The following is a 21,229-nucleotide window of genomic DNA, read 5'->3' as shown; positions in this document are numbered from 1 at the left end:
GAGTCCGCAGTCCGGCCCCCGCAAGGGCCCCTCCTGAACGCCCTCCGGGCAGGTGCCGTCCCCGCGTTGCCCTGCCCGGAGGTGCCCGACCGCCTCCGCATCACCGCCTGATTCCCCCGGAGCACCGCAGATGACCACAGCCACAGCACGCGTAGAACAGGCTCCGGGGAGCGAGGCGGAACCGCCCGGTCCCGGCCGGGACCGCCGGGTCGGCGCGGGCCTGCTCGATCCCCAGCAGCTGTGGCCGGCCCTGCCGGAGGCGCTGCGCAAGCTCAACCCGGTCACGCTCTTCCGCAACCCGGTCATGTTCGTCACCGAGATCGGAGCGGCGCTCACCACCGGGCTCGCGGTCGCCCACTCCTCGCTGTTCGCGTGGCTGATCACCGCGTGGCTCTGGCTCACCGTCGTCTTCGGCAACCTCGCCGAGGCCGTGGCGGAGAGCCGCGGCAAGGCGCAGGCGGACTCGCTGCGCAGGACCCGCCGGCAGACCACCGCCCGCCGCCTGACGGAGACGGGGGAGGAGACCGTCCCCGCGGTGGCCCTGCGGCGCGGCGACAGGGTGGTCGTGGCGGCCGGCGAGCTGATCCCCGGTGACGGCGACGTCGTCGAAGGCGTCGCCAGCGTCGACGAGTCCGCGATCACCGGAGAGTCCGCACCCGTCATCCGCGAGTCCGGCGGCGACCGCTCCGCCGTGACCGGCGGCACCAAGGTGCTGTCGGACCGCATCGTCGTACGCGTCACCCAGGAACCCGGCGACAGCTTCCTGGACCGGATGATCGCCCTCGTCGAGGGTGCCAACCGGCAGAAGACCCCCAACGAGCTGGCCCTCAACCTGCTCCTGGTCATGCTGACCTTCGTCTTCCTGATCGCCGTCGTCACCCTGCAGCCCATGGCGATCTTCTCCAAGGGCATCACCGGCGCCGCCCCCGACAGCACCGCGCTGACCGCGGACGGCGTCACCGGCATCGTCCTGGTCTCCCTGCTGGTCTGCCTCATCCCGACCACCATCGGGGCGCTGCTCTCGGCGATCGGCATCGCGGGCATGGACCGGCTCGTGCAGCGCAACGTGCTCGCCGCGTCGGGACGCGCCGTGGAGGCGGCGGGCGACGTGAACACCCTGCTGCTCGACAAGACCGGCACCATCACCTACGGCAACCGCCAGGCCGGCGGGTTCCTGCCGATCGGCGGCGTCGAGCCGGAGCAACTCGCCCAGGCCGCCCTGCTGTCCAGCCTCGCCGACGAGACCCCCGAGGGCCGCTCGATCGTCGCCCACGCCCGCGAGCACTTCGCACCGACCCGGCACCGCGCCGACGAACTCGACCTGCCGGACGCCGCATGGGTGCCCTTCAGCGCCGTCACCCGCATGTCCGGCGTGGACCTGCCCCAGGGCGGGCGGCAGTTGCGCAAGGGCGCCGCCGCCGCGATCGCCGGATGGGTGCGGGAGAACGGCGGCACGGTGCCGGCCGGTTTGGACGTGTACGTCGAGCAGGTGTCGGCCTCCGGCGGCACCCCGCTGGCGGTGGCCGAGCGCCCGGCCGACGGGCCGGCCCGGGTGCTCGGCGTCGTCCACCTCAAGGACGTCGTCAAGCCCGGCCTGCGCGAACGCTTCGAAGAGCTGCGCCGCATGGGCATCCGCACCGTCATGATCACCGGCGACAACCCGATCACGGCCCGCGCCATCGCCGAGGAGGCGGGTGTCGACGACTTCCTCGCCGAGGCCACCCCCGAGGACAAACTCGCGCTGATCAAGCGGGAGCAGGAGGGCGGCAACCTGGTGGCGATGACCGGTGACGGCACCAATGACGCCCCTGCGCTGGCGCAGGCGGACGTCGGCGTGGCGATGAACACCGGTACCTCGGCCGCCAAGGAGGCCGGGAACATGGTCGATCTCGACTCCGATCCCACGAAGATCGTGGAGATCGTCGAGATCGGCAAGCAACTGCTGATCACCCGCGGGGCGTTGACGGCCTTCTCGATCGCCAACGACATCGCCAAGTACTTCGCGATCCTCCCGGCCATGTTCGGCGGGGTGTACCCCGCGCTCGACGCCGTCAACATCATGCGGCTGCACTCGCCGTCCTCCGCGATCCTGTCCGCCGTCGTCTTCAACGCCGTCGTCATCGTCGCGCTGATCCCGCTCGCCCTGCGGGGCGTTCGCTACCGGCCGTCCTCCGCCTCCGCCCTGCTCACCCGCAACCTGTGGGTGTACGGCCTCGGCGGCGTCGTCGTCCCCTTCCTCGCGATCAAGCTGATCGACCTCGCCCTCGTCCAGTTCGTCCCCGGGATCTGACCATGCCTCCCCTCACCCGCCTCCCGCACTGGGCGGCCCATCACCTGGCCGCCGTGCGGGTCGTCGTGGCACTCACCGTGCTCGTCGGCCTGGCCTACCCGCTCGGCATGACCGCGCTCGGGCAGTTGCCGGGGTTCCGCCAGACCGCCCACGGCACCGCCCTCGGCAGGTCGTACACCGACACCAAGGGCCGCCCGTTGCCCGGGTACTTCCAGTCCCGGCCCTCCAACGCCGGTGCCGGCTACGACCCGGCCGCCTCGGCGGCCGGCAACCTCGGGCCCGAGAGCGTCGTCGACACCCCGGACAGGCCGAGCCTGCTCACCCAGGTCTGCGCGCGCAGCAAGGCGGTCGGCGAGCTGGAGCGCGTCGACGGCTCCCGCCCCTACTGCACCGCCGACGGCGTCGGCGCCGTGCTCGGCGTCTTCCGCGCGGGCGGCACCACCGGCGGCGTGGAGCGCGTGATCAGCCTCAACCAGCCGTGCCCCGCAAGGCCGTTCACCGCCTCGTACGAGGGCGTGGCCGTCGTGTGCGCCACACCGGAGACCGACTGGTCCCAGGCCGTCGTCGTCCCCGTTCGCGGCGACGCCCCGGCCCATCCCGTGGTGCCCGCGGACGCCGTCACCGCGAGCGGCAGCGGCCTCGACCCGGACATCAGCCCCGCCTACGCGCGCCTCCAGGCCCCCCGCGTCGCCCGCGAACGCGGACTGCCCGAGAGCAGCGTCCGCGCGCTCGTCGCCAAGTACACCACCGGCCGCGCGCTCGGTGTGCTCGGCGAGCCGGCCGTCGACGTCGTCGAACTCAACAGCGCGCTCGACCGCGCCCGTCCGCTCCAGGGAGCCTGAGCATGACCGTCTTCGGCTGGCTCCAGGCCACCCTCGTCATCGCCGTGGTCGTGGGCCTGCACGTCCCGCTCGGCGACTACCTCGCCCGCGCCCTCGACGGCGGGCGCCATTTCGCCCCCGAGCGGCTGCTGTACCGCGTCTGCGGCATCGACCCCGACAGCGAACAGAACTGGCGGCACTACCTCTTCGCGCTCCTGGCGTTCTCCGCCATGAGCATCGCCGCCCTCTTCGCGCTCTTCACCTTCCAGGACCGGCTGCCCTGGTCGCTCGGCCGTGACGGCATGCCCTGGCAGCTCGCGCTGCACACCGCGGTCAGCTTCACCACCAACACCAGCTGGCAGAACTACGCCGGCGAGTCCACCACCGGTCACCTCGCCGTCATGGCGGGCCTGGGCACCCAGGCCTTCGCCTCCGGCGCCGTCGGCATCTGCGCCGCCCTCGCGCTCGTCCGCGGCCTGGTACGGCGCGGCACCGACGAACTCGGCAACTTCTGGGTCGACCTGATCCGTTCGACCTTCCGTGTGTTCCTGCCGCTGGCCGTCGTCTCCGGGCTGCTGCTCATGGCACTCGGCGTGCCGCAGCACCTGTCCGGCGTCGACCAGCTCGCCGGCCCGGTCGGCTCCTGGGAGCCCATCAAACTCATGTCGGGCGACGGCGGCGGCTTCTTCAACGCCAACAGCGCCCACCCCCTGGAGAACCCCTCCGCCTGGACCAACACCGTCGAGATCGTGCTCATGCTGCTGATCCCGACCGCACTCATCCGCACCTACGGCCGCATGGTCGGCAGCCTGCGGCAGAGCTGGACGCTGCTGGCCGTCGTGGGCATCCTGTTCGGCCTGCTGCTGGTCGCCGGCAACCTGGCGCAGGGCGCCCACACCGGCACCGTGACGGCGGCCGTCGGCGGCCAGACCGAGGGCACCGAGACCCGTTTCGGAGTCCCCGCGAGCACCCTGTTCGGCGTCTCGGCCACCGCCTCCGCCGACGGCGCGGCCAACGCCTCGTACGACAGCTTCTCCAGCCTCGGCGGAGGCGTGCTCCTCGCGGGCATGATGCTCGGCGAGATCGCGCCCGGCGGCACCGGCAGCGGGCTGTACGGCCTGCTCATGGCGGTCCTGGTCGCGGTCTTCATCGGCGGGCTGATGGTCGGCCGCACACCCGAGTACCTGCGCAAGCGCATCGGCTTCGGCGAGATGCGGCACGTCGTGCTCTACGCCCTGGTCGCCCCGACCGCGATCCTGGTCTGCTCGGCGATCGCGGTCGCCCTGCCCGAGGGCCGCTCGTCCATGGGCAACACAGGGCCGCACGGGCTCAGCGAACTGATCTACGCGTACACGAGCAACACGGCCAGCAACGGCAGCGCGATGGCCGGGTTCAACGGGGCCACCGACTTCCACAACCTCCTCATGGTGGCCGCGATGCTGGTCGGGCGCTACGTGCCGATCGTCTTCGTGCTCGCCCTCGCCGGGCGGCTCGCCCGGCAGCGCCCCGGTGTGGTCACGGCCGGCACCCTGCGGCCGTACGGCGTCAACTTCGTCGTCCTCGCCACCGGGGCCGCGCTCGTCCTCGCACTGCTCAACTTCCTGCCGGCCCTGTCCCTCGGGCCGGTCGCGGAGGGGCTGCTGTAGCCGCCCGGCGATGCCATGGTGCGAGCCGGGCGGGCGGTCCGTGTTTTGGAGCCGTCCGCCCGGTTCGCGTGCATCGGGGCCCGGTGGCGTGGAGCCGGGCTCCCCGGGGGGACTGAAGCGCGTGACCGGTTCTGGCGCCCGTGCCCGCTGAGGGAGGGAGGCCGATTCCGTCGGCCGCGCCGCCGCGGTCCACGCTGGTGGGCGCTGTCCGGTGGGCGGTTGTTCACCGCTGCCACGCCCGGTTTCAGCGCGGTGCGGGCGTCATGGCCGGGTCCGGCCGGTACAGGCCGGGGAGGAGGCGGGTGTCGACGGCGGCACCGCCGTCGTTGCGCCGCGGCGTGCACGGCCGGCAGGCCGGCGTCGGGCAGGGCGGCGCCCACGCGGTCGGGGTGAGGCGCGTGCGTATGACCGGTCCGGCGCCCGCGCGGGCCGGAGCAGCGGGGCTCCTTCGCCCTCGTCCAGGGGCGGGCACGGTCTCTCCCCGGCGGGTGAGGGCCTCGGCGTCGAGGACTCTCGGTCTGCCACGGCACCGCCGCCCGCCGGGCGTTCGCCGCAGGCGCTGGACGGGCCGGGCGGCACCCCGGAGGATGGGGTGCCGTGAAGGTGAACAGCGTCTCCGACGCCGACGCGCTGGCGAGCAGCGCGCACGAGGGGCAGACCGACCGTATCGGCGTGCCCTATGTCGAGCATGTCCGCGCCGTCGCCGCGGGGCTCGCGCCCTTCGGGGCCGAACTGCAGATGGCGGGGCTCCTCCACGACGTCATCGAGGACACGCCCTGGACCGCGGAGCGGTTGCGCGCCGCGGGCGTACCCGACCGCGTCGTCGCCGTCGTCGAGCAGGTGACCAACCAGCCCGGCGTCGCCTACGAGGACAAGCTGCGGCGGATCGCCGGCAGCCGGGACGCCACCCTGGTCAAGATCGCCGACAACGCCCACAACAGCCGGGACGACCGCGCCGCCCGCCTCGACCCCGCCGCGCGCGAACGCCTCGCCGCCAAGTACCGGGCCGCCCGCGAGGTGCTGTGGCCGGCCGCGTCCCGCGAGGACATCGCGGCGATACTCGCCATCGTCAACCCGGACCTGCTCGCCGCGCTGCCGGCGGAGGACGGTGCTCCCTGAGGGCCGCGCTCAGTTCGAGGCCGTCGCCGGGGCCCGCGGCGCGGGGCGGGCCGCGGTGATCGCGGCCTGGAGACTGGCCAGCCAGATCGCGGCGTCGACCGCGTAGTAGAGCAGCGGGTCGGGGGGCCGGCCCCCCGAGGCCGCGCAGACGTCCTTGATGACCGTGCGGTCCGTCGGCACCTCGTCCTGGTGCGGGTCCTCGGCGACGGGGCGTTCGCGGCCCAGGCGCAGGTCGTAGCTGAACGGCAGCGCCACGCCCCGCAAGTGGTGGGCCGCGTCGCGCAGGTGCGCGGCGCTCAGCGGCCAGGCGGACAGCGCGCCCGGTGGGCAGTTCTCCAGCAGGGTCTGCCCCATCGTGATGACGCGGTTGCCGGCCAGCATGATCACCTGGAAGTCGGTGTCCCCCGACGACGCGTGCCGGGGGTCGTGCCGCTCGGTGGCGTACTGGGCGTAGGTCGCCTCGGCGATCAGCTGGGCGAGCCGCGCCTGCGGAAGGGCGTCGGTGGCCCGGACCCCGTCGGTGATCGTGCCGGTGATGTCGGCGACCGCGCGGCTGCCCTGGTCCAGGAGGCGGGCGCAGGCACGCCGCAGCTCGCCGGTTCCGCCGTGCGGCCAGGCGAGCAGCCCGACGACGGCGCCCGTCACGGCCCCGGTGAGCACGTCCAGCACGCGGGCGGCGGCCAGTTCGGGCCCGCTGCGGGCGATCTGGGTGAACGCGGCGGCCACGGTCAGGGTGAAGAACGCCTGGCCCCAGCCGGGCCCGAGCACCGGGCCCGCCGCGAAGGCCAGCAGCATGCACGGCGGCAGCAGCGCGGCGAACACCAGCGGCGTGCCCGCGGCGAGGTACAGGATCAGCGCCGCGACCACGGCTCCGGCGAGCGTTCCGCGCAGCGCGGGCCGCAGCGCGGTACGCGTGTCGACGGCGCTGGTGCGCATCACGGTGAGCGTGGTCAGCAGCGCCCAGAAGCCGTGCGACAGGCCGAGCGCGCCGACGACCAGCCGGACCGCCGCGAGGGCCACGGCGATGCGCACCGCGTTCTGGAAGTACACCGACCGGGGGGTGAGATGGGCGCGCAGCCGGTGGTAGTACAGCTCCGCCGTGGAGCGCCCGGCGTACCAGAAGGCACTGGCACGGACCTCCGGCGAAGCGCTGTCCGCCGGCACGCGGGCGCCGAGCGCGATCCGGACCGCCGTGACCACGAAGTCCGCCGTGTGCGTGATGTCCAGCGCGATCGCGCCGTTGCGCACCATCGTGGCGGAGTCCGTGCCCTTCCCGCGCGGCCGTACGCGGTGCGACTCGAAGGCGCTCGCGGCGGCACCGCAGACGGCCTGCATGGGCGGCGGGGCCCGGCCGGTCAGCGCGCGGTCCACGTCCTCGCAGGCCGCCGCCGAGGTCAGCAGCAGCCCCACGGCGGCCGGTTCCGGCGGGGCCGCCCCTTCGTCCGCCGACTCCGTGAGCTGCTGTGTCTGCGCGAGCAGATGCCGCATCTGCGAGGCCGCCTCGGACAGCGCCCGGTCCCGCGCGGACGCCGACGCCGGGCGCTCGTCCGTCGGCACGTGGCTCATCCGCAGATCCTGCGAGGCCTTGAGCAGTGTCCGCGGGTCCTGTCGGCGGGGCGGGTCCGCCGCCAGTCCGTACAGCGCGTCGGCCGCCGCCCGGGCGGCCCGCGCGAGCCGGTGCTCGTACCGCCCGGGGCACGGCGCGGGCCACAGGCAGATCTCCGCGACGCAGATGAGCACGATCCCGGCCACCAGGCCCGCCAGTCGCTGACCGAGGGTCGACGGCGCGTACGGCGGGAAGCACGGAAGGATGTAGAACAACTGCAGCCCGTTGGCGAGGCCCACCAGCTTCGGCCCGCCGACCCCGCTGAACGTGACGAGGAAGCCCACCGCCAGCATCCCCAGGGCCGCGGTCCAGGACTGCGCCGCCAGCAGCGTGCCGAGCGTCACCAGCGCCATCGCGACCGGCAGCGCCTTCAGCAGGGTGCGCGCCCGCTCGCGCGGTGTACCGGGGACGGACGACAGACCGCCCGCCGCGACGGCGCCGAACAGGGCGTAGATGGCCACCGTCCGGTCGCCCAGGCCGTATCGCGCGGCGTAGAAGCCCGTGCAGGCCACCACGGTCACCCGCGCCGAACGCCGCAGCGTGCCCAGACCCGGATCCCGGGCCCGAAGCCACTCCAGTCCGTTCCGGCGCGCCTCTCCCATCGTCAAACGGTAGGCCGCCCGATGACGCCGGGCCACCGCGGCACGGGGGGCGGGCCGCGGCGGCGCACGGCTCAGGCCGTGGTGCCCCCGCGGACGCGCCGGGGTCAGCCCGAGACGGTGCCGGGGGTGCGGGACTCCAGGTCGCGGCGGGTGGCGTCGCCGTATTCGCCGCTCTCGTCGCCGCGGATGCCGTACCAGACCTGGAAGCGGGCGACCGCGGCCGTCAGGCGCCGGTCGAAGCGGCCGTCGACCGCGCCGCCGGTGTAGACGTCGGGGATGCGCAGCAGGCGGGCCTGGAGTTCGCTGACGGCGGGGCCGCTGTCGCCCTCGCGGAGCGCGCCGGAGGCGGTTCCGGCGGCGGGCGGCGCCGTGGTGGCGGGCGCGGTGGGGACCGTGGGGGCCGCGGGCGTGAGGGTGGCGCCGGGGGAGAGCAGCGCGAGGGCGAGGCCGAAGCCGGCGGCGCCGGCGCCCGCGACGAGGGCGCCGAGACCGGTCAGGCGGGCCGTGCGGGACGAGCGGCGCCCCTGGGAGCCGCCGCGGACGGGAGGATCCGGGGGCCTCGCCGGCGCGGGGCGCTTGCCGGGGGGCGGTGCCGCCGCCGGGGGCGGCAGGGGCTGGGTGTCGGGGCCGGGACCGCCGTCGCGTGGGGGAGGGGCGGCCCCGTCGGTGGGGCGGAAGAGGTCGAGGGACTCCTCCCAGGAGCTGCCCGCGGCCGCGGACTCGCGTGCGGGGATGACGCGCGTGGGCTCGATCAGGCGGCGCCGTGACGGCCCTCCGGCGGACGGGTTCGGCACTGCGGTAACCCCTTGTCTCCCCCCTCGGCCCTGTTGGTTCGCCCACGTTAGGACCGAACTGCCTTACTCCTGCCGGGAATCGGCGAACGGACCCCACCCGGCGCCGCACTGCGCTATGCGCGGCCCCGCGAGCGGAGCGCGGCCCGTCAGCCGGACCAGGGCGGTGCGATCCGGAAGGAACTGTCGGCGCGGTAGGGGGAGTCGCGCCGGTAGGGGTCGATGCGCAGCCGGAAGTCACGGTGCCGCAGCAGGCGCTCCGGGTAGTTGTACGACGCGAAGGAGACCGTGCCCCGCCAGGCACCGGGCCGGGCGCAGAAGGTCGCGTCCTCGCGGAAGAGCGCGGAGCCGTCCGGCCGGTCGAGGCGGATACGGAAGTCCTCGTGCCGCACGTAGCGGCCGTCCGGCGTGGCGAAGGACGAGCAGCGCGCGTCGGCCAGTCCGGGCACGAGGACGAAGGTGGCGGCCCGGCGTGTCGCGCGGGAGGACGACGCGCCGACGTGGTCCAGGCGGCCGGTGTCCCCCGGGGCGCTCCAGAAGCGGCCGGGGAAGTTCACGGACTGCAGCGACAGGCTGTGCCCCCGGGGCGCGCGCGAGCCGTCCCCTGGCGCGCCCGCCCGGTGCCGGCTCGCGGTGGCCCGGGGCGTGGCGGGCGCACCGCGGGACGGCTCGGAGGCACTGCTCGCGGGAGGCGTGGTCACGGCCGGGAGCCGGGTGGTGGCGGCCTGGATCCGCGGGGTGGAGGGCGAGGGTGAGGGCGACGCCTTCCCCGCGCCCGACGCGGGCAGCGCGGGCGTCCCGGACGCGGCCGTCAGGCCGCCGGGCGGCTGGGCGAGCGCGGCGTGCTCGGCGGACGCCTCGCCCTGCGCCGGCGCGGCGTCGTGGAAGACCGTAGGCGCGAGCAGGGCGCACACCGCCACCACCGCGGTGCCCGCGACCAGCCGGAGCGCCCGTGTCTGGCGCCGGGGGACCGGTGTCGCCCGGCCGGGCGCGGTGAGGGCGACGTGCAACGGGGCGCGCGGCGCCCGCCGTGTCCACGCGTCGTCGTCGAAGCCCGGGAAGGGGTGGCGCGTGCCGCCGGGGGCGGTGCGCCGCGGCTGGAAGACGTCCAGTTCATCGTCATCGGGGCCGTCGGGCTCTGCGGCTGTCACGTGGCGCGCTCCGTCGCTGTGGGGCCGGGGGACGGACGGCGGTGTCCGGCTGTTCGGCGGCCTTCCGTGACCGGTGAGATTAGCGAGACCGGGTGGTTTCTGCGGGGCTTCGGTGAAAACCGTCATCCAGTGATCCTCCTGTTGCTGAACGCTCAACTCCCCTTCTATCGCAGGGTGGTTGACGTTCGACCGGATCGGCTCCGACCGCCCCGCCCGGGCCGCCACCGGCTCCCACCGGCCGTTCCCCCGGCATGAACGTCCCCACCTGCGGGAAGACGCGCCTGCGGAACCCGCCCCGTACGCAGAACGCCAGGAGGTGTCCCCATGGCAGGGTCAACCGCTCACGCCGATCCGCCGGGAGCGATCCGTACGGACGTGCCCGCACGGCTGGACAGGCTGCCCTGGACCCGCTGGCACTGGCGCATCGTGATCGGACTCGGCACGGTCTGGATCCTCGACGGCCTGGAAGTGACCATCGTCGGCAACATCGCCGGCCGTCTCGCGGAGTCCGGCAGCGGCATCGACATCAGCACCACGCAGGTCACCACCCTCGCGGCGGCGGTGTACGTGGCGGGAGCGTGCCTGGGGGCGCTGTACTTCGGCCGCCTCACCGACCGGCTCGGCCGCAAGAAGCTGTTCATGGTCACCCTCGCCGTCTATCTCGCGGCGACCGCGGTCACGGCGTTCTCGTGGACCGCCTGGTTCTTCATCCTGTGCCGCTTCTTCACCGGCTTCGGCATCGGCGGCGAGTACGCGGCCATCAACTCCGCGATCGACGAGCTGATCCCGGCCCGGGTCCGCGGCCGGGTGGACCTGATCATCAACGGCAGCTTCTGGGTGGGCGCGGCGGTGGGCGCCTTCGCCTCCATCGCCCTGCTGGACACCGCCCTGTTCGCCACCGACGTCGGCTGGCGGCTCGCCTTCGCCATCGGTGTCGTCCTGGGCCTGGTGATCCTCCTCGTCCGCCGCCATGTGCCGGAGAGCCCGCGCTGGCTGTTCGTCCACGGCAGGGCCGAGGAGGCCGAAGGCATCGTCGCGGAGGTCGAGCGCGAGGTCCACGCGCAGACCGGGCAACGCCTTCCGGAGCCCGAGGGCAGCATCCTCATCACCCCGCGCGGCGACATCGGCTTCCTCACCATCGCCCGCACGGTGACCCGCACCTACCCCCGGCGCACGATCCTCGGCCTCGCGCTCTTCGCGGGCCAGGCCTTCCTCTACAACTCCGTCACCTTCGGCTACGCCGTCATCCTGACCACGTTCTTCGACATCCCCAACGGCAGCACCGGCTACTACTTCGCCGTGATCGCGGTCGGCAACTTCATGGGGCCGCTGCTGCTCGGCCACCTCTTCGACTCGGTGGGCCGCAAACCGATGATCTCCGGCACCTACATCGGCTCCGGCGTGCTGCTCCTGGGCACCGCCTGGCTGTTCCAGCAGGGGATGCTCAGCGCGTTCACGATGACCGCCTGCTGGACCGCCGTGCTCTTCCTGGCCTCGGCCGGTGCCAGCGCCGCGTATCTCACGGTCAGCGAGATCTTCCCGCTGGAGACCCGGGCGCTGTGCATCGCGTTCTTCTACGCGGTCGGCACGGCGCTCGGCGGCATCACCGGCCCGCTGCTCTTCAACGGCCTGGTCAGCAGCGGCAAGCCGTCCGACACGACGCTGGCCTTCTGCATCGGCGCGGTGCTGATGATCCTGGCCGGGTGTGTGGAGGCGGCCATCGGCGTACGCGCCGAGCGCCGCAGCCTGGAGTCGCTGGCCACGCCGCTCAGTGCCGTCGACGAGCCCGGACGGACCGCCACCGCGAAGGGCTGAGGCCGCGCGCGGCCCCTTCGGTCAGTGCGTGCGACCGCCGGCCAGACCGCGCAGGAACGCGGCCTGGCCGGCGTGCTGGAGGTCGTCGGAGACGACGCTGACCAGCCGGACGGCGAGCGTCACGGGCGGGTCCCAGCCCTCGTCGACGACCCGCTCGAAGTCGGCCTCGTGCAGCGTGCGCAGATAGCCCACGGTGTGGTCGTGGACGGCGTCGTGGTAGCCGGTCAGCAGCTCGCCCGAGGACACCCGCACCGCGTCGACCTCCTTGCGGACGTGCCCGTACCCGGTGTCGGACGGCGGCAGGGCCAGGTCGAAGCGGTCGGCCCAGCCGTCGGCGGTCCACAGCTGTTCCGTGCCGGCGGCGTCGGCGACATGGTCGTCCTGGACCCGCGTCAGATGCCAGACCAGCCAGGCGATGGAGTTGGAGCGGTCCTCCAGGCGGGCGTGCAGCTCGTCGGGGGACAGGCCGTCGACGGCCTCGTGGACGACCTCCTGGATCCGGCCGAAGGCGTCTACCAGCAGCTGGGCGCTTTTCACGGGTACTCCCTACGATCGGTCCGGGACTGCGCGGTCCACGCTAGGCGGCTGCCCCGGCGGCGGCCTTCAGACACTCCAGGACCCGGCGCAGCGCCGGCTGCTCCGCGGTGCCCGCGGCGAGCAGGGCGGAGACGGTGCGGATCACCGGGCGGGCCGGGGGGTGGAGGCTGACTCCGTCCAGGACCGCAGGAAGGGCCATCCGCGGTACGAGGGCGACGCCCGCCCCGGCCCCGACGAGGGCGGTGAGCACGGAGAAGTCGCTCGCCAGCGCCACCGGCCGGGGGACGAATCCGGCGGCGCCGCAGGCCCGCCGGGTCAGCTCGTGGCACGAGGTCCCGGGACCGGGCATCAGCCAGTTCTCCCCGGCGAGCCCCGCGAGGTCGGCGGGCTCCCCGGCGGCGAGCCCCAGGCGGTCCGCGAGGGCCGTGGGGAGGGCCAGCAGCACCGGCTCGTCGAGCAGATGGTGCTGCTCGCACCCCGCCGGGACGTCATGGGGCAGCAGGCTGTACGCGTGGACCACCGCGATGTCCGTCTCGCGGCGGCGCAGCGCTTCGGCCGCGGCGTCCGGCTCGTGCTCGGCGATGCGCAGCTCCGCCGGTCCCGAGCCGTCCGCCGCGGCCGCGGCGGAGAGCCGCGACCAGGCAGCGGGCAGCAGCACGCGCGCGGCGGAGGGGAACGCGGCGACCCGCACCGGCGCCCGGCCCCCGCCCCGCAGGCCGTCGAGCGCGGCCTCGGCGGCGGCCAGGTCGCCGAGGACGACCTCGGCGTGCTCCACCAGGAGCCGGCCCGCGGCGGTCAGCCGCAGCGTGCGCCCGTGCTTCTCCAGGACGGCGACGCCCGCCTCGCGCTCCAGCGCGGCCAGTTGCTGGGAGACCGCGGGACCGGTCAGATGCAGGGCCTCGGCGGTGGCGGCGATCGTGCGGTGCACCGAGAAGTCGCGCAGCAGGCTCAGGCGGCGGACGTCGAGCAAGAAGCTCACCTTCTTGTTCCGCGAAGGAAGAGTAACTGGATCTTTGTCATCCTAATCGGGACAGTGGAGAGCGTGAAGAGCTCCCCTCGCTTCCTGGCCCTCGCCGGCACCGTGGTGCTGTGGGCGTCCGCCTTCCCCGCGATCCGGGTCGGGCTCGAAGGGCTCGGTGTCGCCGGGCTGTCGTTCCTGCGCCTGGCCGTCGCATCGGTGGCGCTGGCGGTCGTGGCGCCGCTGACGGGGGTACGGCGGCCGCGCGGGCGCGACCTGCCGCTGATCCTGCTCTGCGGGCTGACCGGTATGAGCGCGTACCAGGTACTGCTGAACTGGGGCGAGGTCCATGTCCCCGCCGGGACCGCGAGCCTGCTCGTCGCCCTCGCGCCCGTGTTCAGCGTGCTGCTGGCCACCGCCTTCCTCGGCGAGGCGCTGACCGTTCGCATCGTCCTCGGCAGCCTCGTGGCCATCGCGGGCGCCGCCGTCATCGCCTTCGCCCACGGCGGCGCGCGGGTCTCCGCGGGGGCTCTGGTCGTCCTCGCCGCGGCCGTCGTCCAGGGGACCTATCACGTGGCCACGAAGCCGCTGCTGGGCCGCTACTCGGGCCTGGAGGTCGCCTGTTACGCCATGTGGGCCGGGACGGCGCTGCTGCTGCCGCTCGCGCCGGGCACGGTCGCGGCGATGGCCCACGCGCCCGCCGCCGCCCTCGGGTCCGCCGTCTACCTCGGCCTGCTGCCCTCCGCGCTGGGCTTCGTGATCTGGGGGTACGCGGTCGCCCGCACGACGCTCGCCGTCTCGACCGCGGCGCTCTACCTCGTCCCGCCGGTCGCCATCGCCGTCGCCTTCGTGTGGCTCGGCGAGACCCCGCACTGGATCGAACTGGCCGGCGGAGTGCTCGGGATCGCCGGGGTCGTCCTCATCAACCGGCGGCGGTCCCCGGCCGGCGCGGTACCGGGGGCGCGGGCTCAGCGGAGCGCGACCGCCAAGGTGACGACGTAGGGCTCCTCGACCGTGCCGTCCGGGAAGAGCGCGGACAGCCGCTCCCGTTCCGCCGCGAGGAATTCCCGGGCCCGCTCCTGGCCGAGCACCAGGAACGCGGAGTGGCTGCCCAGGCTCCCCAGGTGGACGTCCAGCGGCACCCGGCGCGTCCAGGCCACCCGGCGCACGGCGAACTCCGGCCCCTCCGGCACCCGGTCCTTGGAACCGCCGCCCAACGCCCCGCCGCCGTGCCCGAAGTACGCCCGCAGCCGGGCCTCCTGGTCCGCCAGCCACGGCGCCGAGCGGTCGAAGTCGTTGCGCCACACCGCGAAGGCCCCGCCGGGACGCAGCACCCGCAGTGCTTCCGGCACCGACGCCGCCGGGTCCGTCCAGTGCCAGGCCTGCGCGTACGTCACGAAATCCATGACGCCGGTCGCCAGCGGCAGCCGGTCGCCCTCACCGCGCACGACGGGCACGTCCGGCAGCGAGCGGCGGAACTGGGCGCTCATGCCGTCCCCCGGCTCGACGGCCACCACACGGGCGCCGCGGGCGTGCAGCAGCGCCGTCGCGATACCGGTCCCCGCCCCGACGTCCGCCACACGGGCACCGGCCAGCGGCCGATCGGCGACCTCCTCCAGGGCGTCCAGCAGGGCCACCGGGTAGGAGGGGCGGTTCGCCGCGTACTGGGCGGCCGCCCGGTCGAAGGAACGGGCGCGCGAAATGATCGTCATGCCTCCATCCTGCGTCGCCGCGCGCCCACCGGGCGAAAAGCTTTGCCCTTCCGTGGTCAATTCCACTGGCGGCGGTAGGCGTGACCCCCTCCGCCGCCCGCGGGCCTGATCCACAGCGTGGCCAGCAGCCCCAGGAAACTGATCGCGATGACGAGCACACCCGGGCCGATGCCGCGGCCGCTGCTGATGGCGGCGAAGGCCGACGTGTCGGCCGCGGTGCCCGGATAGCCGGCGGCGCCCGGTGCGGCCGGGGCGTTCTGCCCGTTCTGCCCGCCCTGCGCGCCGGGGGCGGCCGGCGCGGCCGGTGCCGCGGGCGTCGCCTGCCCGTTGGGGGCGCCCTGCGCGTTCCGGTCGTCCGGAGTGGCGCCGCCGGCGCCCGTGCCGGTGCCCGGTGCCCCGGCGGGCGCGGAGGAGCCCGGGGCCGTGCCGGCGTCCTGGGCGCCCGGCGTCGCGCCGTCGCTGTCCGTGGCGCGGGGGATGCCGACGCCGAGCGTGGCCAGCGCGGTCGTCACGGGCTGGAAGAAGGTGATGCCGCCGCTGGTGCAGTCGCCGCTGCCGCCCGAGGTGACGCCGAGGGCGAGGCTCTGGGCGAACAGCGGGCCGCCGCTGTCCCCGGGCTCGGCGCACACGGTGGTCTGGATCAGGCCGCCCACCTGGCCCTCGGGGTAGTTGACCGTCGCGTTCAGACCGGTGACCTGGCCCGAATGCAGGCCCGAGGTGCTGCCGCTGCGGAAGACCTGCTGTCCCACCAGCGCTTCGGCCGCCCCGTTGATCCGCACCGCCCGGCCGTCGCCCAGGTTCACCAGGCTCGCGCGGTCGCCGGCGTCGGTGCCGTCGCCGGGGCCGCCGTAGCGGATCAGGGAGAAGTCCCCGCCGGGAAAGGAACTCACGACCGTCGTACCGACCCCGGTGGCACCCCGGTTGTCGCCGAACCAGGTGGTGCCGACCGGGCCGCAGTGCCCCGCGGTCAGCAGGAACGTCTCCTTGCCGTCGGTGACGTTGAAGCCGGCCGAACAGCGGCTGCCCCGGGTGAAGATGGGCGCGGCTCCGGCGGTACGCGGGGTGAAGGTGTCCTTCGTGCGCTCCATGCGGACGGCGCCGCCGATGCCGTCGGCCACGTCCTTCAGCCGCGACCAGTCGGCGGCCGAGACGGTGCTGTCCGCGAGGACCACCACCGTGTTCGTCTTCGGGTCGACCGACCAGGCCGTGCCCGCCACCCGCGGCGCCTCACGGAGCGTGTCGCCGGCCGAGCTCAGCTCGCGCATGCTGTAGCGGACGATCTTCGCCTGGGCGCCCGCCTCGGTGACCTCGGCCGCGGACGCGTCATCGGTGACGGCGACCACCGCGCGGCCCTGGGCGTCCACCCAGCTCCCCGCGCTGCGGGAGTCGCCGAGCCGGCTCTCCAGCTCTCTGGCGAGGGTGGCCGCGCTCCCCACGCTCTGCGCGCCGTCGGCCGGGGCGTCCAGGACCCGGTGGCCGCCGCCGCCGTCCTGTGACGCGTTCGCCCCTGCCTGCGACACCATCACCCCGCCGCAGACGACTCCCGCGACGGCCACGAGCCGTATCGCGCGCTGCACGTGACGCCGTGTGCGCCTCACCCAGACCCCTACTTCCGCATCCGTACGCGAACCCGCGGACCCGGGCCCACCCTCCATACGTGCGGTACGCGCCGTGCGCTCACCGTCACGGCGACCCGTGTCCGGCAAAGGGCGGAGCCGGGGCTCCCGGGTGCCCGGGCGGGGGCGAGGACCTATCGTGACGGAGAGGCGCCACGTGGGCGCCGCCCGCGACGGCGCGTCCGCGCCGCCGGGGGTGAGCATCAAGGAGTCGTGATGGGCGGACAGTTCGAGGCAGTGGTCGAGATCGACCGGTCCGTGGGCGAGGTCTTCGCCTACCTCGCCGACGGAACGCACGACCCCGAGTTCAGCCCCCGGGTGCAGGAGATCAGGAAGAGCCCGGCCGGCCCGACGACCGTGGGCACGATCTTCACCAGCGTGGTGAAGGACGCCGGCATGAAGACCCGCCGGGAGTTCCGGATCACGGTACTGGAGGCGCCCAACCGGATCCGCTGGGCGGAGCAGTCCAAGAACCTGGTCACCGCGGTGCAGGGGGGTTACGACCTGGAGCCGGTCACCGAGCGCGTGACGCGCCTGCGGATCTTCAACGAGCTGGAGGGGCACGGCATCGGCAAGCTGCTCACCGGACTTGCCCTGAGCGCGGCCCGCAAGGACGCGCCTGCCTTCGGGCAGCGCATCAAGGCGGCCGTCGAGGCCTCCTGACCGCGCGGCGGGTCCGGCCGCGCTCTCCGGGTCACCCCGGGGGCGCGGCCTGCCCCGCGTCAGCCGTCAGTAGCGCAGCACCGCGGCGATCCGCTCGTGCTCGGAGAGGGTGTCGGGGGGCAGGAAGACGACCTCGGCGCCTTTGTCGAGCGCGGTCTCCACGACCTCGTCCACGATGTCCTCGCGCACGCCCTCCTCGAAGCCGCCGGCCCGTTCGCCGTCGCCGTCGAGCGGGAGCAGATGCCCGTCCGACAGCCGTACGACGCGCTGGTAGTCCTCCTCGACCGCGACCAGTTCGGCCCGGCCCTCGCACACCGACTCCCAGACCTCGTCCAGTCCGGCGGCGAAGGTGCGGCGACTGCGGGCCTCGTCGAACCGCGCGCCGACCCGTTCCGACTCCTGGCGCCCGAACTCCTCCTTCGCGGGGGCGAGTTCCTCCAGGAGCGTCAGCTCGGGGGCGTCCGCCAGACCGCCCTTGAGCACGGTGGCCACGGCGGAATCGGCGGCCGTGCCGACCTCCTTGAGCAGCCCGACCGCGTCGGGGAGCCCGACCAGGTACAGCGGCCGGTCGTCCGTGCCCAGCAGCGTGGCCAGCGCACTGTCGACGGAGCGCAGGAAGCGCCGGGTCTCCTCGTCGCTGAAGGTGCTCGGGTGGTCGCCGATCTGCTCGAGGCGCTCGGGGTCCCACTCCAGGTGTTCCGGCTCCGCGGGGAAGCCGTCGCCCTCGTGGGGGTGGAGCGACTGCCCGCTGCCGCTCCACAGCGTCGCGCGGTCCGCGGCGACGCCGAGCACCCAGTACGGGCGGGCACGGGCCTTGGCGGCGACCAGGTTCTGGGTGAGGAAGCTGTCGCTGATGACCACGCGCTCGGGCACCGGACGCGGCAGGACCCACAACTGGTGGTCCTCCTCCGTGGCGTACATGACCAGCCCGTCGAGTGAATGACGCAGGTCCACCTCGGAGGCGACCCGCTGGAGCTGGCCCTTGATGCGTATCCGCGCCCGGCGCGAGGCGTCGGGGTCGTTCTCGACCCGGCGTTCGGCCTCGGCGATGAGATTGCGCAGCCGCACCGCGTCCTGGGCGTTGTCCGGACGCCGGTGCGTAGGCATGGTCAGCGACACCGCTGGATACGGCCTGGTCGCGCGGAGTTCCCGCAGGGTTCCGGCCGTGAGGGCGTCGGTTTCCATGGTTGCCTCCCTGAGGTCCACGGTTGCTCCCCGCAGACGGGGGCAGCCCACCTCCCGAGCGTTTCACACCCCGCGCCGGGTCGCCTGCCGGGGGGACGTGTCCCCGGCGGCGGGTCAGCCGGACGTGCGGTGGTGGGCGCCGAAGCGGCTGTCCCAGGACCACATGTGCGTGCAGGACGGGCACTGCAGATGCACGACGGGGCCCTGATTGGACAGCAAGTAGCGCCAGTGGTCGGGGCAGTTGCGGCCCGCGGCGCAGGTGGCGCACTCCGCGTGGTCCGCACAGCGGGGGCAGGGGACCCAGGCCCGGCGGCCCGGGTCCGCCGAGGGATCAATCGGAAGCAGCACCGTCGTCCTTCCCGGTCTCGTCGCGGGCCGGCAGGACGCCGGCGGCGACGAGCATCCGGTGCACCGCTTCCTGCTCCTCGTCCAGTCCGGAGTAGAGCAGCCGGTGGGCCTCGTCCTCGCCGCGCAGGACCTCGACGGGGTCCCAGTCGTCGCCGAGGGCGGCGACGACCTCGGCGCGACGGGCCGTCTCGTGCTCGGTGAAGTCGAGCTCGAAGGTGTGGAGCTGGTCCGGGGAATCGTTGTGGTTCATGGTCGCTCGCCCGCTCCCGCGGCACTCGGGGGTGAATCAAACGTGTGTATCAAAATGCCGGACTTGCTGGGAAGTGCTCAGGCCCCGAATGTGACGCATTCCATGCTGTCCCGGCTGGTCAGGGCCGTTTGGCAAGTCCGCGGCGTACGGTCGCGAAAGGCCGGAAGGGCTTGCGCGGGGAGGCGGTGCCGGCCTTCGCGGGAGCGGCCTTGCGGAGCGTGGCTTTGCGCGGCGTGGTCTTGCGCGCCGCGGTCTTCGCCGCAGGAGCGGCCTCCGGGGCGGCGGCGACCGGCTTGGGCGCCGCGTGCACGACCCGGCCGAGCCGGCGGCCGATGATCAGGTAACCGAGCAGGGCGCCGGTGGTGTTCATGATCACGTCATCGACGTCGAAGGCGCGGCCCTGCACGACCGCGCCCTGCGCGAGCTCGACGAGGACCATCACCAGCCCGGTGGTCGCCACGACCCGCAGCGCGCCGCGCGCCTTGGGGGCCAGCACCGGCAGCAGCACGCCGAAGGGCATGCCCAGCAGCACGTTCCCGCCGACCTGGCGGACGGCCCCCGCCACCGTGTACCGCTCGTAGTACTGGCGCAGCGAGGCCCCCGGGTGCAGGTTGGCGTGCGCCAGACCCGTGGAGGCGTACGAGGGGGAGAGCGTCGCGCGGGCGAGCACCGCCCCGAAGGCCACCATGGCGACGAACGCCAGCGCCATCGCGGCCCACCGGCCCACCGTCGCCAGTACTGAACGGCGCCCCGGCTCCATTGCCTCCGGTGACCGTCGTCGAAACACTGACCGACCCACTGAGCCCCTCCTCCGGTCTGACCCCGCCTCCGAGCGGATACCCAGGAAGCACCGGGCAATTCCCTGGTCCGGGGGCCGGTTTCAGCAGGGAGGGGCCGCCTGCTGCGGGGGCGGCGGCGGGGAGGCCGGTCGCCGCGTGGCTCCCGGGTCGCGGCGCGGGGTGGGCGAAGGGGTGCGGTGGACCGCGAGGAGCGCCGCGTCGTCGCCCAGGCGACCGCCCGCGTAGCGGAACAGGTCGTCGCACAGGCGCCGCAGCAGCCGCTCCGGGTCGCGGGCCGGCCACCCGGCCACGCGGTCGGCCAGGGGATAGAAGGCGCCGGTGGCGTCGCGCGCCTCGATGACGCCGTCGGTGTAGAGCAGCAAGGTGTCGTTGGGCTCGAACGCGAACGAGGCGACGTTGAGATCGGTGGGGGCGAACTGCGTCAGGCCCAGCGGCGGCGCGGGCCGGTCGACCTCCAGGGCGACGACCAGGCCGTCGCGGATCAGCAGCGGCGGCGGGTGCCCGCAGGCGATCATCCGCAGCACCGGTTCGGCGTCGGGCAGGTCGGCGATGAGGACGGTGACGAAGGACTCCGCCTCCTCCGGGTCGTCGTGCGCCGCCGGATCGGTGAGGTCGGAGGAGAGCGCCTGCTCCAGGAGCGCGATCAGTTCCGGCAGTTCGGCCTGGCGGTGCGCGGCCGCCCGGAACGCGCCCAGCGTCAGCGCGGCCTCGTTGACCGCCTCCAGTCCCTTGCCGCGCACATCGCCGACGATCAGGCGGGTGCCGTTGTCGGTGCGCACCGCCGCGTACAGGTCGCCGCCGATCTGCGCCTCCGCCTCGGCGGCGAGGTAGACCGAGGCGATGCGCAGCGGGCCGATACGGCGGGGAATCGGGCGCAGCAGGACGCGCTGGGCCGTCTCCGAGACCGAGCGGAGCTGGGTGACTTCCTTCTCGTGCTCCACCCGCAGGTGGGCGAAGAAGGTGGCGAGCAGCGACATCAGGGCGAGCGTGGTGATCTGCGCCAGGTGGTTGACGTCCAGCGGTGTCGTGCGCAGTATCGCCACGATGACCTGCGCCACCACGGCGATGCCGCCGACCAGCGCGGTGAGCCGGGGCCCGGCGAACGAGGACGTGATGGCCGGGGCCGCGACCAGGAACGGGCCCAGGTGGACCTCGGGCGGCGACAGGACGTCCACCACGGTGACGATCACGATGAGCGCGAGCATCGTGCACACCATGGCGTGTCCCGGCCATCGCGACCGCCGCCAGCACGACAGGCGCCGCCTCAGCTCCATGTCTCTTGGATACACCCGTCGGTGTACCCCCGCCCGCCGCGGGTT

At 74.2% G+C, this 21,229-nt stretch carries 19 protein-coding genes; 7 read left to right on the top strand and 12 right to left on the bottom strand.

Features of this window, described 5'->3' with window-relative positions; translation table 11 throughout:
- Positions 1-130 precede the first annotated feature (130 nt).
- The 4 genes from kdpB (at position 131) to ACFWVC_RS19640 (ending at position 5,876) form a co-directional block, all read left to right on the top strand.
- The gene (gene kdpB, locus ACFWVC_RS19655; RefSeq protein ID WP_384287096.1) at positions 131-2,290 is read left to right on the top strand and encodes a potassium-transporting ATPase subunit KdpB; all 2,160 of its coding nucleotides are present in this window, start codon (positions 131-133) and stop codon (positions 2,288-2,290) included.
- A gap of 2 nt (positions 2,291-2,292) precedes the next feature.
- On the top strand, positions 2,293-3,132 hold the full coding sequence (locus tag ACFWVC_RS19650; protein ID WP_384287091.1) for a potassium-transporting ATPase subunit C: 840 nt from the start codon (positions 2,293-2,295) through the stop codon (positions 3,130-3,132).
- Between the two features lie 2 nt (positions 3,133-3,134).
- On the top strand, positions 3,135-4,757 hold the full coding sequence (kdpA, locus tag ACFWVC_RS19645; protein ID WP_384287088.1) for a potassium-transporting ATPase subunit KdpA: 1,623 nt from the start codon (positions 3,135-3,137) through the stop codon (positions 4,755-4,757).
- Between the two features lie 597 nt (positions 4,758-5,354).
- Positions 5,355-5,876, top strand: a complete 522-nt coding sequence (locus tag ACFWVC_RS19640) for an HD domain-containing protein (protein ID WP_384287085.1) — start codon at positions 5,355-5,357, stop codon at positions 5,874-5,876.
- Between the two features lie 9 nt (positions 5,877-5,885).
- Here the strand turns inward: ACFWVC_RS19640 and ACFWVC_RS19635 are convergent, their stop codons facing one another.
- The 3 genes from ACFWVC_RS19635 to ACFWVC_RS19625 form a co-directional block, all read right to left on the bottom strand.
- Positions 5,886-8,084 (bottom strand): FUSC family protein, encoded by a 2,199-nt coding sequence (locus ACFWVC_RS19635; protein ID WP_384287081.1) that lies wholly within the window; start codon positions 8,082-8,084, stop codon positions 5,886-5,888.
- Between the two features lie 104 nt (positions 8,085-8,188).
- Positions 8,189-8,878: a peptidoglycan-binding protein gene (locus ACFWVC_RS19630; protein WP_384287074.1), complete on the bottom strand. Its 690-nt coding sequence runs from the start codon at positions 8,876-8,878 to the stop codon at positions 8,189-8,191.
- 146 nt (positions 8,879-9,024) lie between these two features.
- Entirely contained in the window at positions 9,025-10,026 is a 1,002-nt protein-coding gene (locus ACFWVC_RS19625; RefSeq protein ID WP_384287067.1) for an AbfB domain-containing protein, read from the bottom strand.
- 324 nt (positions 10,027-10,350) lie between these two features.
- On the opposite strand from ACFWVC_RS19625, the gene ACFWVC_RS19620 reads away from it, so the two are divergent.
- Positions 10,351-11,841 (top strand): MFS transporter, encoded by a 1,491-nt coding sequence (locus ACFWVC_RS19620; RefSeq protein WP_384287063.1) that lies wholly within the window; start codon positions 10,351-10,353, stop codon positions 11,839-11,841.
- Positions 11,842-11,862: 21 nt separating this feature from the next.
- Here the strand turns inward: ACFWVC_RS19620 and ACFWVC_RS19615 are convergent, their stop codons facing one another.
- Positions 11,863-12,378, bottom strand: coding sequence for a DUF664 domain-containing protein (locus ACFWVC_RS19615; protein ID WP_384287059.1), 516 nt, complete (start codon positions 12,376-12,378; stop codon positions 11,863-11,865).
- A gap of 40 nt (positions 12,379-12,418) precedes the next feature.
- Positions 12,419-13,357, bottom strand: coding sequence for a LysR family transcriptional regulator (locus tag ACFWVC_RS19610; protein WP_384287055.1), 939 nt, complete (start codon positions 13,355-13,357; stop codon positions 12,419-12,421).
- 63 nt (positions 13,358-13,420) lie between these two features.
- Here ACFWVC_RS19610 and ACFWVC_RS19605 point away from each other — a divergent pair, with 63 nt between their 5' ends.
- Entirely contained in the window at positions 13,421-14,338 is a 918-nt protein-coding gene (locus tag ACFWVC_RS19605) for a DMT family transporter (protein WP_384287049.1), read from the top strand.
- Here the strand turns inward: ACFWVC_RS19605 and ACFWVC_RS19600 are convergent.
- Entirely contained in the window at positions 14,305-15,048 is a 744-nt protein-coding gene (locus tag ACFWVC_RS19600) for a class I SAM-dependent methyltransferase (RefSeq protein ID WP_384287044.1), read from the bottom strand. The genes ACFWVC_RS19605 and ACFWVC_RS19600 overlap by 34 nt on opposite strands.
- Positions 15,049-15,104: 56 nt before the next feature.
- Positions 15,105-16,646 (bottom strand): S1 family peptidase, encoded by a 1,542-nt coding sequence (locus ACFWVC_RS19595; protein WP_384287042.1) that lies wholly within the window; start codon positions 16,644-16,646, stop codon positions 15,105-15,107.
- A gap of 234 nt (positions 16,647-16,880) precedes the next feature.
- Between ACFWVC_RS19595 and ACFWVC_RS19590 the strand changes: the two genes are divergently transcribed.
- The gene (locus ACFWVC_RS19590) at positions 16,881-17,327 is read left to right on the top strand and encodes an SRPBCC family protein (protein WP_384287038.1); all 447 of its coding nucleotides are present in this window, start codon (positions 16,881-16,883) and stop codon (positions 17,325-17,327) included.
- 66 nt (positions 17,328-17,393) lie between these two features.
- On the opposite strand, the gene ACFWVC_RS19585 is transcribed toward ACFWVC_RS19590, so the two are convergent.
- The 5 genes from ACFWVC_RS19585 to ACFWVC_RS19565 form a co-directional block, all read right to left on the bottom strand.
- Entirely contained in the window at positions 17,394-18,512 is a 1,119-nt protein-coding gene (locus ACFWVC_RS19585; RefSeq protein WP_384287033.1) for a chemotaxis protein, read from the bottom strand.
- 114 nt (positions 18,513-18,626) lie between these two features.
- Positions 18,627-18,857, bottom strand: a complete 231-nt coding sequence (locus ACFWVC_RS19580) for a hypothetical protein (protein ID WP_384287155.1) — start codon at positions 18,855-18,857, stop codon at positions 18,627-18,629.
- Positions 18,844-19,110, bottom strand: coding sequence for a DUF6400 family protein (locus ACFWVC_RS19575; protein WP_384287029.1), 267 nt, complete (start codon positions 19,108-19,110; stop codon positions 18,844-18,846). Before ACFWVC_RS19575 ends, ACFWVC_RS19580 begins: the two co-directional genes overlap by 14 nt.
- A 118-nt stretch (positions 19,111-19,228) precedes the next feature.
- Positions 19,229-19,819: a VanZ family protein gene (locus ACFWVC_RS19570; protein ID WP_384287027.1), complete on the bottom strand. Its 591-nt coding sequence runs from the start codon at positions 19,817-19,819 to the stop codon at positions 19,229-19,231.
- Positions 19,820-19,990: 171 nt separating this feature from the next.
- Positions 19,991-21,184 (bottom strand): PP2C family protein-serine/threonine phosphatase, encoded by a 1,194-nt coding sequence (locus ACFWVC_RS19565; protein WP_384287025.1) that lies wholly within the window; start codon positions 21,182-21,184, stop codon positions 19,991-19,993.
- Positions 21,185-21,229: the final 45 nt, after the last annotated feature.

Source organism: Streptomyces sp. NPDC058691 (assembly GCF_042714775.1).
Lineage (GTDB): Bacteria > Actinomycetota > Actinomycetes > Streptomycetales > Streptomycetaceae > Actinacidiphila.
The sequence above is the reverse complement of the archived record's forward strand: the minus strand, read 5'-3'. Positions and strand labels throughout refer to the sequence as shown.